The following is a 14,765-nucleotide window of genomic DNA, read 5'->3' on the forward strand; positions in this document are numbered from 1 at the left end:
GGGGCTTGCAATCGTGGTGGCGCTAACAGGCGGGCGCTGTGGTATGGCTCAGGCCTTGAGTGCTGCAACGCCGGGCAGATCCTTGCCTTCCATCCATTCCAGAAAGGCACCGCCTGCGGTCGAGATATAGGTGAAACCCTCTGCGGCACCGGATTTGTTGAGCGCCGCCACGGTATCGCCGCCCCCTGCGACCGAGGTGAGCTTGCCCTCCCGGCTGAGGTGCGCGGCGTGAGAGGCGGCGGCGTTGGTGGCGGTGTCAAAAGGGGCAATTTCAAAGGCACCCAGCGGGCCGTTCCAGATCAGCGTCTTGGCGGCATCGAGCGTGGCGATGATGCGCGCCACGGCTTGCGGGCCTGCGTCAAGGATCATGGCATCGGGCGGGCAGGCATGGGCGCCCACCACTTCATGCGCGGCCCCGGCGGCAAAGTCGCGCGCCACGACCACATCGGCGGGAAGCAGGATCTTGCAGCCTGCGGCCCCCGCCTTGAGCATGATTTCGCGGGCGGTGGCGGTCATGTCATGTTCGCAGAGCGATTTGCCCACTTCGAGGCCCATGGCCGCGAGGAAGGTATTGGCCATGCCGCCGCCGATGATGAGGCTGTCCACCTTTGCCACGAGATTGCCCAGGAGGTCGAGCTTGGTCGAGACCTTGGCCCCGCCGACAACGGCCACGACGGGGCGTTTCGGGGTGCCAAGCGCGGCCTCGAGCGCCTGCAATTCCGCCTGCATCAGGCGGCCCGCGCAAGAGGGCAGGTGATGCGCCAGCCCTTCGGTTGAGGCATGGGCGCGATGGGCGGCGGAAAAGGCATCGTTGCAATAGACATCGCCAAGCTGGGCCAGACGAGCGGCAAAGGCGGGATCGTTCGCCTCTTCGCCGGGGTGAAAGCGGATGTTCTCAAGGAGCAGCACGTCAGAGGCCAGGGCCTCGTCCGTCAGGTTCTCGGCCCCTTCCAGCGTTTCGATCAGCCGCACCTTGCGGCCCAAGGCGGCCTCGAGCGCCGGCACGGTCACGCGCAGGGACATGTCCAGCACGACCTTGCCCTTGGGACGCCCAAAATGCGCCAGAAGGATGGGCCGCCCGCCCTTGGCCAGAATGTCGAGAACGGTGGGGGCGATCCGGTCGATCCGGGTTGCGTCGGTGACAAGGCCGTTTTCAACGGGGACGTTGATATCGACGCGCACCAGCACGCGCTTGCCGGTCAGATCCATGTCGTCAAGGGTTTTCCAGCTCATGCCTCAGGCCTCCCGAAATCTGGTCGCGCCTCTATTGGCGCGGGTCTTTGCCAGCGTCAACCTCTGTGCTTGGCAATCGCGCGGGAACCGCCTAGGTATCTGGGCATATTTATCAAGGAGAGCCCCATGGCCGAGATCAAGGACCCCGAGAACACCATTCTGATGGAGCTGAAGGGTGGCACTGTCACCATCGAGCTGTTGCCTGCCATCGCGCCGGGCCATTGCGAACGGATGAAGGAACTGGCCCGCGCAGGGCACTATGACAACGTGGCCTTTCACCGTGTGATCGACGGCTTCATGGCGCAGACTGGCGATGTGCAGCACGCGAATATGGAAAAGGATTACAATCCGCGCATGGCTGGCACAGGCGGCAGCGACCTGCCCGATCTAAAGGCCGAGTTTTCCAAGATCCCGCATGATCGCGGCACGCTGGGGGCGGCACGCAGCCAGAACCCCAACAGCGCCAACAGCCAGTTCTTTATCAATTTCAGCGACAACCATTTCCTGAATGGTCAATACACGGTCTATGGCCGCGTGATCGCGGGCATGGAGCATGTCGATGCCATCACGCGCGGCGAGCCGCCCGCGAACCCGGACCGGATGATCAGCGTCAAGGTGGCCGCAGATGTATAAGATCGCACTTGCACTGAGCCTGCTGGCAGGTCCTGCGCTTGCGACGGGGCTCGAGATCGAGATCGCGGGCGAGGCCAATGGCACCGTCAAGATTGACCTCTTTGAGGATATCGCGCCGGGGCATGTGGAACAGATCACCGCGCTGGCCGCTGAGGGGGCCTATGACGGGGTTGTGTTTCACCGGGTGATCGAAGGCTTCATGGCGCAGACCGGGGATGTGCAATTTGGCAAGCTGGAGGGCGGCGACATGAGCCGCGCGGGCATGGGCGGCAGCGCTCGGCCTGATCTCAAGGCCGAATTTTCGGACAAGCCGTTCCTGCGCGGTGTGGTCGGCATGGCGCGCGCTCAGAACCCGAATTCCGCGAACAGCCAGTTCTTTATCATGTTCGATGCGGGTGAGTTCCTGAACGGGCAATATACCGTGGTCGGTGAAGTCACCGAAGGCATGGAGATCGTGGATGCGATCAAACGCGGCAACGGGCCGAACGGGGCCGTGATCGGCCAGCCTGATGTGATGACACGCGTCACGGTGACCGACTAAGCATGGGGGCTGCCCCCACACTCGTCCCGGAGCCTCTGGCCCAAGGGGTTTGGGGGGTGGCGGGCGGCCCTGTGATCTGGCGTGGCGGCGTTGCGATGCCGCTGCGCACGGTCGTGATCGAGCTGTCAGGCGGTACGCTCTGGGTGCATGCGCCGGGGGTCTTGACCGACGGGCTGCGCGATTGGCTCGAGACACGCGGGCGCGTGGCGCATATCGTGCTGCCCCATGCTCCGGAATTGCCGCATCTCGGCGATTGGCAGGCGGCCTATCCCGGCGCGCGGATCTGGCGCGGGGCAGAGGTGAAAACCGCCTCTTGGGCGGGCGAGATCAGGCCGCTCGTGCTGGAGGGGGCGCAGACCGAGGTTGTCTTTCTGCATCAGGCCAGCCGTTCTGCGATCCTCTCACGGCTCATCATCGCGGTGGAGACCGCGCCTTTGCCCGTCTGGATGCGCCCGCTGGTCTGGCTGGCGGGGATCGACGACAGCGATGGCAAACCGCCCTTGGGCCTGGCGGGGCGTCTGGGCGGGCGCAAGGCGGTGGGGGATCTGGTCGAGCAGGTGCTGGACTGGGGCCCCGAGCGGCTGATCCTGACCCATGGGCGGTGCTACACGCGCGACGCCAGTGGCGAGGTCAAGCGCGCCTTTCGTCGCCTGATGCGGGACCGGCTGTGGGACCGGGCGCTGAGCGAGGCGCGGCGCGGCTGACGCAGGGTCACAATCGCGTGGGGTGGGCTGGTTCGAATCCTGTGCCTTCCGCATTCTTGGTGCAGACCCGATGCCACGACAGGATCCGCCATGCCCCGTTTCCTTGCCCTGCTGACATCCCTGATGCTGATTGCCTCGTTGGCCCATGCCGATCCCCGGTCTTGGCGGGCGGAATGGCCGCAAACGAATTTCGACAAGACCACGGTGCGCGACTGGTCCGAGATCATGTCGGGCGGGCCGCCCAAGGATGGAATCCCGGCCATAACCGGGCCAAAATACCGCAAAGCATCCACGGAGAGGCGGATTGCGGGCTTAGAGCCGGTGATCACGCTGGAAATCCCCGGAACACAGCCGCGCGCCTACCCAATTCGCTACCTCACCTGGCATGAGATCGTGAATGACACGGTGGGGGGCGTGCCGGTCGCTGTCGCCTTCTGTCCCTTGTGCAATTCAGGCATGACATTTGACCGGCGCACGGCGCGGGGGGTGCTCACATTCGGCGTGTCGGGCAAGCTGCGTCATTCGGATATGGTCATGTATGACCGCGAGACCCAAAGCTGGTGGCAACAGGCGATCGGCGAGGCTATCGTGGGCGATCTGACGGGCACCACGCTCAAGCAGGTGCCAAGCTGGATGGAAAGCTGGGATCAGTTCCGCGCGCGCAATCCGGATGGTTTGGTGATGGACGAGCCGGCCTATAATCGGTCCTACGGGCGCAATCCCTATCGGGGCTATGATACTTCGGCGCGGCCGTTTCTCTACAACGGCGAGAACCCGCCGCATGGAATTCCGCCGCTCGAGCGGGTGGTGCGGGTGGGCAACCGGGCCTGGCCCTTGACGCGGGTTCGGGCAGAGGGTGGTGTGACGGAGGCAGGGATGAGGATCAGCTGGGAGGCGGGCCAAGCCTCGGCGCTGGATCACGGGACCATTGCCAAAGGCCGCGACGTGGGCACGGTGCGGGTGCGCGACGGGCAGGGGCGCGATGTGCCGCATGATGTGATGTTCGCCTTTGCCTTTCATGCGTTCTGGCCTGACGGGGTTTGGATGGTGCGGTGAGGGGGCATGAAGCGCTGAGAAGCCGCGCGGTCGCTGGGCCGGGGACCAGCGAAGCAACAGTTGTGGTTGCCACTTTGTGCCAGCAAAGCCCTTGTGACCTTACCGTGAGGCGCTCCCTCACCAAATCGCTGGTCCGCGGGACGGCCCAGCGATCCGCGCGGCACCTTCGGTGCTATTCGCGCGGGGGGGCATTTCGGGCATGAGGTCCTCGGGTCGAGCCCGAGGATGACAGAGGCAACACACCCGAGGGGTGTGGGGCAAAACGGGACGCTGCGCTTGACTTCTGCGCGCGGGGCCTCCATATCGCACTCAACCGACGTTTCCTGCCGCGTGAGCAGCACTGCCCAAACGGGCGTATCTTATGAAATGTCGCGGATGATCCCAAAATCACGCGTGGGGCCAAACACCTGTCAGAGTGCAGGGGGCATGCGGTCCCTTGGCTGCTGGTTGGTGAAACCACGACGACCGGGCGGTGGCTATCACCGCCTGTGACGGGCTGCGGGATGTCCTCGCGCCCCTGAAAGGATACGACTTGAACCTATTTGACGAAATGGGCCTGCCTGCTGCATTGGTGCGCAAGCTGGCCACCGCAGGCATCACGGAGCCGACCCCGATCCAGACCCATGCCATTCCGCATGCGCTGAACGGGTTTGACGTTCTGGGCCTTGCGCAGACCGGCACTGGCAAGACCATGGCCTTTGGCCTGCCGCTGATCACAGCGCTGATGGAGGCACCGGGCAAGCCCGCGCCCAAGACCATCCGCAGCCTGATCCTTGCGCCCACGCGGGAACTGGCAAGCCAGATCCGCGATGCGTTGTTGCCGCTGGTCAAGGACAGCCCGATCAAGATCAACCTTGTTGTGGGCGGTGCCTCGATCAATCCGCAGATCAAGCGGCTGGAACAGGGCACCGATATCCTGGTGGCGACACCGGGCCGGTTGCTTGACCTCATCGACCGGCGCGCGGTGCGTCTGGATGCGGCGCACTTCCTTGTGCTGGACGAGGCGGACCAGATGCTTGATCTGGGCTTTATCCATGCGCTGCGCCGGATCGCGGGTCTCTTGGCGGCAGAGCGTCAGACGATGCTCTTTTCGGCCACCATGCCCAAGCAGATGGAAGAGCTGGCCGGTAGCTACCTCAAGAATCCCAAGCGGGTGCAGGTCAGCCCGCCGGGCAAGGCCGCCGATAAGGTCACGCAGGAGGTGCATTTTGTCGCCAAGGCGGCCAAGCCCGACCTGCTGATCGAGATGTTGGCCAAGCACAAAAACGAATTGGCGCTGGTCTTTGGTCGCACCAAGCACGGATCGGACAAGCTGGCCAAGCGGCTGGAACAGGCCGGGTACAGCGTGGCGGCGATCCATGGCAACAAGAGCCAGGGTCAGCGCGAGCGCGCGCTCAAGGCGTTCCGTGATGGACAAGTCAAGATCCTTGTGGCGACCGATGTGGCGGCGCGGGGCCTTGATATTCCCGACGTCAAACACGTCTATAATTACGAGTTGCCGAATGTACCCGACAACTATGTTCACCGGATTGGCCGGACCGCGCGAGCGGGCCGGGACGGGGCGGCGATTGCCTTTTGCGCGCCTGACGAGATGGGCGAGTTGAAGGATATTCAAAAGGTGTTGGGCACGACGATCCCGGTGGCCTCGGGCCGTCCTTGGGAAGTGCTGCCCGATCCGAAATCGCCCAAGCCCGCGGCGGGGCGCGGTGGACCGCGCCGACGCAGTGGTGGCGGTGGCTTCAACGGAGGCGGCCAGCAGGGCAAGCCGGGGGCCGGTGGCGGTCGTCGGCGCAAGCCTGGCGGCGGCGGCGGCGCGCGGTCGAACGCGGCCTGATCGACACAAAGGCGCCGGGGGTCATTCCCCGGCGTTTTTCATGTGCCGCAGAATGTGTTTTCGACCACCTCCGCCGGTGTCGGCGGGCGTTTGAGATCATCCGCGTCTGGCTGATCCGTGTAGGGGCGTGCCAAGACGTCGAGCAACCGCTCGAAAGGCGCGTAATCACCCGCAACGGCGGCCTCGATCATTTGTTCAACCCGATGATTGCGGGGGATGAAGGCCGGATTGGCGGCGCGCATCACCGCCTCTGGGTCTGGTTCCCGCGCGATGCGGGCGCGCCAGAGCGGCTCCCATGTATCAAAGGCTGCGCGATCGATGAACTGATCGCGCGCTGTGCCATCAAGAAGCCCCCGGAAGGTATTGGTGAAATCCGCCCGCCCCTCGGCCATCCGTGCGAGCAGATCGGCGATGAGGGCGGCATCTTCGGCCGTCGCCTCGGCAATGCCGATCTTGCGGCCAAAGGCGCGGCGCCATTCGACCTCGATCTGGTCGGGCATGGCATGAACGAGCGCGGTGAAATCCTCGATCGCCTCGTCCTGATCGGGCATGAGGGGCACCAGCGCCGTCGCCAGTTGCGCCATGTTCCAGACGATCACATGCGCCTGATTGTCATAGGCATAGCGCCCGCGCGTATCAATCGAACTGAACACGGTCTGTGGATGGTAGACATCCATGAAGGCGCAGGGGCCATAGTCGATGGTTTCGCCGGAAATGGTTGTGTTGTCAGTATTCATCACCCCATGGATAAAGCCGATGGAAAGCCAGCCCGCCACCAGCCGCGCTTGGGCGCGGATCACCTCGGCCAAGAGATGCGCTGGGCCTTCGACATGGGGATAGTGCCGCGCGACGGTATAGTCGTAGAGGGTGCGCAACCCGTCGAGATCGCGGCGGGCTGCGAAGAACTGGAAGGTTCCGACGCGCAGATGGCTGGCGGCCACGCGGGTCAACACCGCGCCAGGCAGGCCGCCCGCCTCGCGATAAACCGGCTCGCCGGTCAGTGTGGCGGCGAGGGCGCGGGTGGTGGGCAGGCCAAGGGCGTGCATGGCCTCGGACACCACATATTCGCGCAGGACCGGGCCAAGCCATGCGCGCCCATCGCCCATCCGGCTATAGGGGGTCGGGCCAGAGCCCTTGAGCTGGATGTCGCGGCGCTGGCCGTTGCGGTCAATCACCTCGCCCAACAGGAGCGCGCGCCCATCGCCCAGTTGCGGCGAGAAGCCCCCGAACTGATGACCGGCGTAGACCTGGGCCAAGGGGCAGGCACCCTCGGGCACCTGATTGCCGGAAAAGATATTGGCAAGCTCGGTTTCGCTGGCCTCGGAGATGCCCAGTTCGGCGGCCAGATCCCGGTTGAAGCGGATCAGGTGTGGGGCACGCACGGGCAGGGCCGCTTGCTGCGTGTAGAACCGCGCGGGCAAATTGGCGTAGCTGTTTTGGAACGGTATCAGTCGGGTCATGTAGTTTACCTAGGGTCAAGCGCGGAAAAGTCTAGAGCGCGCAGGTCATGAGGCTGTAGGCATCGCGCGGCTCGAACCGCAGTTTGCGATAGAGGGCGCGCACCTTTTCATTGTCGCGCCGGACTTCGAGATGCAGGGCCTTTAGCCCGGCACCGGCAAGAGCCTTGGGCAGGCTGACCATCACCTCAGAGCCGATTCCGCGCCCGCGCACACCGGGGCGGATGTAGAATTCATCGACATAGCCATCGAGCCCGCCGAATTCGACCGACCAGCCAAAGCTGATGACGATATAGCCGATGGGCGCGCGCCCCGGTCCGATCAAATAGGTTACGCCATGCGGGCTGCCTTCGAGCATGGGCAAAAGCGCGGCACGGCGGGTGCTGTCGGACTGGACAATGCCGGCTTCGTCGTGAAAGGCGGCGACCAGCGGCAAAAGCCGGTCCAGATCATCGGGCCGGGCGAGGCTGAGGGCGGTGGTCATAGGCGCGAGAGCCTTTCAGTGAGCAGGTCAAAGAAATCCTGCGCGCGAATATCGTGGATGAATGTGGCATTGGCGGGGCGTTTGGTGACCCCCCACCAATCCACCACGGTCATGCCCATGGTCAACTCGGATCCGGTCTCGATTTCCACATTGACGCGGCGGGCGGTGAAGAGATCAGGGCGCAAGAGCCAGCCAATCGTGCAGGGGTCGTGCAGCGGCGCGCCGTCGGTGCCGTGGCGCTCGGGGTGGTAGCGTTCATAGAACCCGGTGAGCGCGCCAACCGCCGCCCCCACGGGCGTGCCGAGGGCGTGAAAGGCGGCATTGCGGGAGGGGGTGACGAGGGTCTTGTGAGTCACATCGAGCGGCAGCATCGTGAACGGTGCACCGGAGGCGAGAACGCAGGCGGCAGCCTCGGGATCGACATGGATGTTGAACTCCGCCGCCGGTGTCACATTGCCATGCGCCGCGTGCGCGCCACCCATGAGCACGATTTCCTGAACGCGCGCGATGATGTCGGGGGCGCGCCGAAAGGCGGTGGCGATATTGGTGAGAGGGCCGATGGGCACCAGTGTAACCGTACCAGAGGGGCGCGCGCGCAGGGTGTCGATCAGAAACTCGACGGCGTGCCGATCCTGTAGCGGCATGGTCGGTTCGGGCAGGTCGGGGCCATCAAGGCCAGAGCGGCCATGCACATGCTCTGCCGTGATCAGCGCGCGGCCAAGGGGGCGGTCGCACCCGGCGAAGACCGGCAGATCGGGGCGACCTGCCAATTCGCAGATCTTGCGCGCGTTGCGCGTGGTCAGGGCGAGCGGCACGTTGCCTGCCACGCAGGTCAGGCCCAGCACGTCGAGCGCCTCGGGGCAGGCGAGGGCAAAGAGGATCGCGACCGCATCATCCTGACCGGGATCGGTGTCTATGATGATCTGTCGTGCCGTCATGCCTGTCCTCACGGTGCCCGGCGCACCATGGGGCGGATGTGGCGAAATGTCCACCAGTGGCGTCGTGCGGAGGCGCGTGGCCGCCGATCCGAATCAACACCCGCGCGGCGCTGATGCCGCGACGCAGCATCAAGGCCGCGCCCGTGAAGTGTCGTCGCCGGGTGAGGGCAGGGCGGGGAAATCGCCCGCGGTCAGCAAAAAACCGCATAGATTTCCGCCTCTTGCCTCGGCTTTCTGTTTGGGTTTCGCAGCATTCTGGCTATAGTCCCCCCCAACTGCCACAAAGTTACAAACAATAAGGCCGGGGGAGAGACCACCGATGATCCGATCGGAACTGATACAGAAAATCGCCGACGAGAACCCGCATCTTTATCAGCGCGACGTCGAGCGTATCGTCAATACCATCTTCAACGAAATCACCGATGCGCTGGCCGAGGGCAACCGCGTCGAATTGCGCGGCTTTGGTGCATTCTCGGTGAAAAAGCGGGATGCGCGCACAGGTCGCAATCCACGCACCGGCGAAAGCGTGCATGTTGAAGAGAAAAACGTGCCCTTTTTCAAGACCGGCAAGCTCTTGCGTGACCGGCTCAACGGAAAGTAATCCATGCGCTATATCCGCTATGCTTCGATTGCCATTTTCGCCCTTGCGCTGGTCCTGATCGCGCTGGCCAATCGCGGGGTCGTGACCTTGCGGGTGTTGCCCGATGAATTGGCGGGGTTTGCCGCGCTCAATCCGACCTATGATCTGCCGCTTTTCATCGTGATCTTTGGCGGCATCCTGATGGGTTTGATTGTCGGGTTCATATGGGAATGGATTCGCGAGGCGGGCGAGCGGGCAGCAGCGGCGCGGCAGGCGCGGGAACTGGCCAGTTTGCGGGCCGAGATCAAGCGTCTGAAAGGCGAGCGGCATCAGGGCAAGGATGAGGTTCTGGCGCTTCTTGATCAGGCGAGCTAACCTGCACGCATGACCAGAGATATTCGCGTCAAGATTTGCGGCCTGACCGCCGCCGCTGACGTGTCGGCGGCGATTGAGGCGGGTGCGGCCTATGTCGGGTTCGTGTTCTTCGAGAAATCGCCGCGTAATGTGGGGCTGACGCAGGCGCGAGCGCTTGCCTTGAGCGTGCCGCCGGGGGTGGCCAAGGTGGCGCTGACGGTGGATGCTGATGACGCCACGCTCGATGCGCTGACGGATCAGGTGCCGCTCGATTTCCTGCAATTGCATGGGCATGAGAGCCCGGCGCGGGTGGCAGCGGTCAAATCGCGTTATGGGTTGCCGGTGATCAAGGCCATCGGGATCGCCGAAGCGGCGGATCTGGCGCAGATCGACGCTTATAGCGGTGTGGCCGATCAGCTTTTGATCGACGCCAAGCCACCACCGGGGGCGACACGACCGGGCGGCAATGCGCTGGCCTTTGACTGGGGTTTGATCGCGGGGCGCGACTGGGAATTGCCATGGCTTTTGGCAGGGGGGCTGAACCCGGACAATGTGGCCCTGGCGGTGGCGCGCACGGGCGCACGCCAACTTGATGTCTCAAGTGGGGTCGAGGCCGCGCCGGGGATAAAGGATTCGGATCTGATCCGCGCGTTTATCCGCAATGCCCAAGGTGCTTGAATTTCGCGAGGCGCGCCGTGATGAGGTTGCGCAGGTGGTTGCGCTTTTGCGCGACGATGTGCTGGGGCGGGGGCGGGAACTGGGGGATACGGACGAGTATCTGACCGCCTTTGACGCCATGCAGGCCGAGGGCAACAATCACCTCATTGTGGGTGTTGACGCGCAGGGCGCGGTTTTGGCCACCTATCAAATCACGATGATCAGTGGGCTGTCGCTTTTGGCGGCGCGTCGGGCGCAGGTGGAAAGCGTGCGGATTGCAAGGCATCTGCGTGGGCAGGGATTGGGGCATCTCATGTTCGCGGATGTCGAGGCGCGCGCGCGTGCTGCCGGATGCCGCTTGATCCAACTGACAATGAATGAAACCCGCACCGAGAGCCGCAGATTTTATGAAAGCCTTGGCTATACGGCGTCGCATGTCGGTTTCAAGCGGGCCTTGGATTAGGCGTTCCGGTTGACAGGCCCGAACCCGCAACGGATGCTTTGTGAAAGAGCGAAGAGAGGCTGTGATGACCCGTGATCCCGAGGATCTGAGCGATGTGTATGGGGCGAAGACGCCTGAGCAATCCCGCGCGATCTATAATGATTGGGCGCTGAGCTATGACGCCGATAATCTGGCGCGGGGGTTTCGATTGCCGGGCCTCGGGGCCGCGATGTTTGCGCGGTTCATGGGAACCAGCGAAGGCCCAGTGCTGGATGCCGCCTGTGGCACTGGGCTGGTGGCCGAGAGCCTGCGAACTCTGGGTTACGGGCCGATCACTGGCTGCGATCTCTCACCCGGCATGCTGGCCGCGGCGCAGACAACGGGGCATTACGCCGATCTGGTCGAAGCGGAGATGGGCAGCGGTCTGCCCTTTGCCGATGACAGCTTTGCCGGGTTCGTCTGTGTCGGGGCCTTTGGTCCCGGACATGCCCCGGCGGAGAGCCTCATTCATCTGACCCGTGTGACACGCCCCGGCGGTATTGGGGTATTTAACCTACTGGAGGCGACCTGGAAGGCGCAGGGGTTTCAATCGGTGCTGGAATCGCTGGTGGATAGTGGCCAAATCCATATCGCGCAGCGGTCAGAGCCGTTCTTGCCCTTTCTTCTGGCTGAACCGGACCTGTGGTCGCGGCTCTATGTGATCCGCCGCCTCTGATTGCCCCGCTTTTCGCTGGAAAATCCCCTGCGCGTCCCATATTCATCCTCAGACTTTCCCGAATGACAAAGGCCCGAGACAATGAACGATCTCTTCAACAGCTTTATGACTGGCCCCGACGAAAAGGGCCGGTTCGGCGATTTCGGCGGGCGGTTCGTGTCGGAAACCCTGATGCCGCTCATTCTGGAACTGGAAGAGCAGTATGAGCATGCCAAGACCGATCCATCGTTCTGGGACGAGATGCACGATCTGTGGACGCATTATGTCGGCCGCCCCTCGCCGCTCTATTATGCCGACCGGCTGACGCAGCATCTGGGCGGGGCCAAGATTTACCTCAAGCGGGATGAGCTGAACCACACCGGCGCGCACAAGATCAACAATGTGCTGGGGCAGATCATCCTTGCCCGCCGGATGGGCAAGAAACGGATCATTGCGGAAACCGGTGCGGGTCAGCATGGGGTCGCGACGGCGACCGTTTGCGCCAAGTTCGGGCTGCAATGCGTGGTCTACATGGGCGCACATGATGTCGAGCGGCAGGCGCCCAATGTGTTCCGGATGCGTTTGCTCGGTGCCGAGGTGGTGCCGGTGACAAGCGGGCGTGGTACGCTCAAGGATGCGATGAACGACGCGCTGCGCGATTGGGTCACGAATGTGCGCGACACCTTCTATTGCATCGGCACGGTGGCCGGGCCGCATCCCTACCCGGCGATGGTGCGAGATTTCCAGTCGATCATCGGCAAGGAAACCAAAGAGCAGATGCAAGCCGCAGAAGGGCGTCTGCCCGACACTCTGATTGCAGCGATTGGCGGCGGGTCGAATGCGATGGGGCTGTTCTATCCGTTCCTGGATGATCCGAGCGTCAATATCATCGGGGTCGAGGCCGGGGGGCATGGTGTTGACGACCGTATGGAGCATTGCGCAAGCCTGACCGGCGGGCGGCCCGGCGTGTTGCACGGCAATCGCACATATCTCTTGCAGGATGCCGATGGGCAGATCCTTGAGGGACATTCGATTTCGGCAGGTCTGGATTATCCGGGCATTGGGCCGGAACACAGCTGGCTGCATGAGACGGGGCGTGCCAAATATGTGTCGATCACCGACACCGAGGCGCTGGAAGCGTTCCAGCTCTGCTGTGCGCAGGAGGGGATCATCCCGGCGCTGGAGCCGAGCCATGCCTTGGCCCATGTGATGAAGATCGCGCCGACCCTGCCCAAGGATCACCTCTTGGTGATGAATATGTGTGGGCGTGGCGACAAGGATATATTCACGGTCGCCAAGCATCTGGGCTTTGACATGAAGATCTGAGGCGCGTTCACGGCATAAACCATGGTTTATGGTGGCGTATTTAAGCCCCGGTCCAGTGGCCGGGGCTTTTGCTTGGGGTCAATCTGAGTTTATCCGGGGGCATGCCGCCGCCGGTTCAGTGATAGACACCAGTGGAGATTGCTTATGAAACCTATCGTTTATGCCGCGCTTGTTGCCCTTTTGCCCGTCATGGCTGAGGCCAGCCCCTTGATCGACACGGAGGTCACCGCGCTGCAGGCCGAGGGGTATGACCGGATCGAGGTCAAGACCGGGCGGACCCAGACCAAGATCGAGGCGATACGCGGTGCTGAAAAGCTGGAAGTGGTCTATGACAGCACCACCGGCGCCGTGCTCAAGCGCGAAATCGAGAGCGCCGAGTATGACGATGACATCTCGGTTGGGGTCAAGTATCGCAGCCGGGATCGCGATTTTGTCGGACGTGACAAGCGCGATGACGATTGACCGAAACGGGTCCAGCCGCCAGTCTGGCGGCTATCCGGCCTGCGCGCGGTTTCGCGTGCGGGCCTTGCTCTTGCCTGAGGGTGCCATGCGTCGCTTGATTCTGACCGCTTTGACCGCAACCGCAATTGTCCTTGCCGTGCCTGCGGGCGCACAGACCGCCGCCGATCGGATCGTGGCGCAGCTGCGGGGACAGGGGTTTGAGGACATCGCGGTCACGACGACGCTCTTGGGGCGGGTCCAGATCATCGCTCGTGAGGATGACACGCGGCGCGAGATCATCCTCAACCCCGCGACGGGGGCGATCCTGCGCGATTACTGGACCGACATTGACGACGGCGACGACGGTAAGCGTAAGCGTAAGCGTAAGCGCAAAGGCAAGGACGATTACCTGCTCGACAGTGACGACGACAAACGGCGAAAGAAGGACGATGACTAAGACCTGCCGAGGATTGGGCGCATGAGGGCGCGGGCGGGGTATATCCTGCTTTTTGCGGTGCAACTCGCCTGCGCGTTCTTTTTTCTATATGACATTCTGGCCAATCTCTTTGGTCTGCGCGTCACGCCGATCAACTGGCAGCTTTATGAGTTCATCGAGATTGGCGCGGCCTTTGGGCTTGTGATCGGGGTCATTGTGACGGCGCGGCTCATGGTGCTGTCGGCGCGGCGGCGCGACAAGGCGGAGTCCGATCTGCGACTGGCCTCGGGGGCCTTTATGGCGGTGCTGGAAGAGCGATTTACGGCATGGGGGCTGACCCCGGCAGAGCGTGACGTGGCGCTTTTTGCCATAAAGGGCGTATCCTCCAGCGATATTGCCACGTTGCGCAACACCTCGGAGGGGACGGTCAAGGCGCAGAGCACGGCGATATATCGCAAGGCTGGCGTGAACAGCCGCGCGCAGCTCTTGAGCCTCTTTATCGACGATCTGATGGAGGGGCCATTGCCGCCGGTGCCCGATGTTGGGTTGGCGGACCGTCAGGCCTTGAACACCTCATCGACCGGCACCTGAAGGGCGGTGGCGAGCGCATTGGTCTGAGAGGCCATGCCGATGACCGCGAGCAATTCGCCATGCTGTTCAGGCGTCATGCCCTTGGCGCGTGCGGCGGCGGTGTGGGAATGGGCGCAGTATTCGCAACCGTTGGCGACCGACACGGCGATATAGATCAGTTCCTTGGTCAGCGAATCGAGGGTGCCGGGGCCCATCACGATTTTGAGCCGCTGCCATGTGGCATCTAGGAGCGCCGGATCATGGGCCAGCGCGCGCCAGAAATTGTTAATGAAATCAGATCCGCGTGTGGTGCGTATGTCATCGAACACGGCGCGCACCTCGGGGCTGGCCTCGGCATCGGTAATCAGGGTTACGGTCGCCATTC

At 63.3% G+C, this 14,765-nt stretch carries 19 protein-coding genes; 14 read left to right on the plus strand and 5 right to left on the minus strand.

Annotation, left to right across the window (positions count from 1 at the left end; all coding sequences use genetic code 11):
• Nucleotides 1-48 precede the first annotated feature (48 nt).
• Nucleotides 49-1,233, minus strand: a complete 1,185-nt coding sequence (locus tag ROSMUC_RS03000) for a phosphoglycerate kinase (protein WP_037269351.1) — start codon at nt 1,231-1,233, stop codon at nt 49-51.
• Nucleotides 1,234-1,359: 126 nt separating this feature from the next.
• Between ROSMUC_RS03000 and ROSMUC_RS03005 the strand changes: the two genes are divergently transcribed.
• The 5 genes from ROSMUC_RS03005 to ROSMUC_RS03025 all read left to right on the plus strand — a co-directional run bounded on the left by ROSMUC_RS03005 (nt 1,360) and on the right by ROSMUC_RS03025 (nt 6,001).
• On the plus strand, nt 1,360-1,866 hold the full coding sequence (locus ROSMUC_RS03005) for a peptidylprolyl isomerase (RefSeq protein WP_037269353.1): 507 nt from the start codon (nt 1,360-1,362) through the stop codon (nt 1,864-1,866).
• Entirely contained in the window at nt 1,859-2,407 is a 549-nt protein-coding gene (locus ROSMUC_RS03010) for a peptidylprolyl isomerase (protein ID WP_037269355.1), read from the plus strand. The genes ROSMUC_RS03005 and ROSMUC_RS03010 overlap by 8 nt, the downstream gene beginning before the upstream one ends.
• A 2-nt stretch (nt 2,408-2,409) precedes the next feature.
• Nucleotides 2,410-3,111, plus strand: coding sequence for a DUF4336 domain-containing protein (locus ROSMUC_RS03015; protein ID WP_037269358.1), 702 nt, complete (start codon nt 2,410-2,412; stop codon nt 3,109-3,111).
• Between the two features lie 90 nt (nt 3,112-3,201).
• Nucleotides 3,202-4,167, plus strand: coding sequence for a DUF3179 domain-containing protein (locus ROSMUC_RS03020; protein WP_037269359.1), 966 nt, complete (start codon nt 3,202-3,204; stop codon nt 4,165-4,167).
• Nucleotides 4,168-4,717: 550 nt separating this feature from the next.
• Nucleotides 4,718-6,001 (plus strand): DEAD/DEAH box helicase, encoded by a 1,284-nt coding sequence (locus tag ROSMUC_RS03025; RefSeq protein ID WP_102105855.1) that lies wholly within the window; start codon nt 4,718-4,720, stop codon nt 5,999-6,001.
• A gap of 38 nt (nt 6,002-6,039) precedes the next feature.
• Here ROSMUC_RS03025 and ROSMUC_RS03030 read toward each other — a convergent pair whose 3' ends face one another.
• From ROSMUC_RS03030 to ROSMUC_RS03040, 3 genes are read right to left on the minus strand one after another with little or no spacing between them, the layout of a single operon-like run.
• Nucleotides 6,040-7,461 carry a protein adenylyltransferase SelO gene (locus ROSMUC_RS03030; RefSeq protein WP_037269362.1) on the minus strand — a complete coding sequence of 474 codons (1,422 nt, stop codon included), beginning with the start codon at nt 7,459-7,461 and terminating at the stop codon, nt 6,040-6,042.
• Between the two features lie 31 nt (nt 7,462-7,492).
• The gene (locus ROSMUC_RS03035; RefSeq protein WP_037269365.1) at nt 7,493-7,942 is read right to left on the minus strand and encodes a GNAT family N-acetyltransferase; all 450 of its coding nucleotides are present in this window, start codon (nt 7,940-7,942) and stop codon (nt 7,493-7,495) included.
• Entirely contained in the window at nt 7,939-8,880 is a 942-nt protein-coding gene (locus tag ROSMUC_RS03040) for a nucleoside hydrolase (RefSeq protein ID WP_037269367.1), read from the minus strand. The genes ROSMUC_RS03035 and ROSMUC_RS03040 overlap by 4 nt, the downstream gene beginning before the upstream one ends.
• 319 nt (nt 8,881-9,199) lie before the next feature.
• Between ROSMUC_RS03040 and ihfB the strand changes: the two genes are divergently transcribed.
• The 9 genes from ihfB to ROSMUC_RS03085 all read left to right on the plus strand — a co-directional run bounded on the left by ihfB (nt 9,200) and on the right by ROSMUC_RS03085 (nt 14,401).
• A complete protein-coding gene (gene ihfB, locus ROSMUC_RS03045; protein WP_008282380.1) occupies nt 9,200-9,481 on the plus strand; it encodes an integration host factor subunit beta in 282 nt (93 codons plus the stop codon).
• A 3-nt stretch (nt 9,482-9,484) separates the two neighbouring features.
• On the plus strand, nt 9,485-9,835 hold the full coding sequence (locus tag ROSMUC_RS03050) for a lipopolysaccharide assembly protein LapA domain-containing protein (RefSeq protein ID WP_037269371.1): 351 nt from the start codon (nt 9,485-9,487) through the stop codon (nt 9,833-9,835).
• A 9-nt stretch (nt 9,836-9,844) separates the two neighbouring features.
• Nucleotides 9,845-10,492, plus strand: coding sequence for a phosphoribosylanthranilate isomerase (locus ROSMUC_RS03055; RefSeq protein ID WP_037269373.1), 648 nt, complete (start codon nt 9,845-9,847; stop codon nt 10,490-10,492).
• Entirely contained in the window at nt 10,476-10,934 is a 459-nt protein-coding gene (locus ROSMUC_RS03060; protein WP_102105837.1) for a GNAT family N-acetyltransferase, read from the plus strand. The genes ROSMUC_RS03055 and ROSMUC_RS03060 overlap by 17 nt, the downstream gene beginning before the upstream one ends.
• A 64-nt stretch (nt 10,935-10,998) precedes the next feature.
• Complete coding sequence (locus ROSMUC_RS03065) at nt 10,999-11,628, plus strand: class I SAM-dependent DNA methyltransferase (RefSeq protein ID WP_037269375.1); 630 nt, start codon at nt 10,999-11,001, stop codon at nt 11,626-11,628.
• Nucleotides 11,629-11,709: 81 nt separating this feature from the next.
• Complete coding sequence (gene trpB, locus ROSMUC_RS03070; protein ID WP_037269378.1) at nt 11,710-12,933, plus strand: tryptophan synthase subunit beta; 1,224 nt, start codon at nt 11,710-11,712, stop codon at nt 12,931-12,933.
• Nucleotides 12,934-13,077: 144 nt separating this feature from the next.
• Complete coding sequence (locus ROSMUC_RS03075; RefSeq protein ID WP_037269892.1) at nt 13,078-13,395, plus strand: hypothetical protein; 318 nt, start codon at nt 13,078-13,080, stop codon at nt 13,393-13,395.
• A complete protein-coding gene (locus tag ROSMUC_RS03080) occupies nt 13,385-13,831 on the plus strand; it encodes a hypothetical protein (protein WP_102105838.1) in 447 nt (148 codons plus the stop codon). The genes ROSMUC_RS03075 and ROSMUC_RS03080 overlap by 11 nt, the downstream gene beginning before the upstream one ends.
• Nucleotides 13,832-13,852: 21 nt before the next feature.
• A complete protein-coding gene (locus ROSMUC_RS03085; RefSeq protein ID WP_052115234.1) occupies nt 13,853-14,401 on the plus strand; it encodes a helix-turn-helix transcriptional regulator in 549 nt (182 codons plus the stop codon).
• On the opposite strand, the gene ROSMUC_RS03090 is transcribed toward ROSMUC_RS03085, so the two are convergent.
• Nucleotides 14,368-14,763, minus strand: coding sequence for a carboxymuconolactone decarboxylase family protein (locus ROSMUC_RS03090; RefSeq protein ID WP_037269381.1), 396 nt, complete (start codon nt 14,761-14,763; stop codon nt 14,368-14,370). The genes ROSMUC_RS03085 and ROSMUC_RS03090 overlap by 34 nt on opposite strands.
• Nucleotides 14,764-14,765 lie beyond the last annotated feature (2 nt).

Source organism: Roseovarius mucosus DSM 17069 (assembly GCF_000768555.3).
GTDB classification, from domain to species: Bacteria; Pseudomonadota; Alphaproteobacteria; order Rhodobacterales; family Rhodobacteraceae; genus Roseovarius; species Roseovarius mucosus.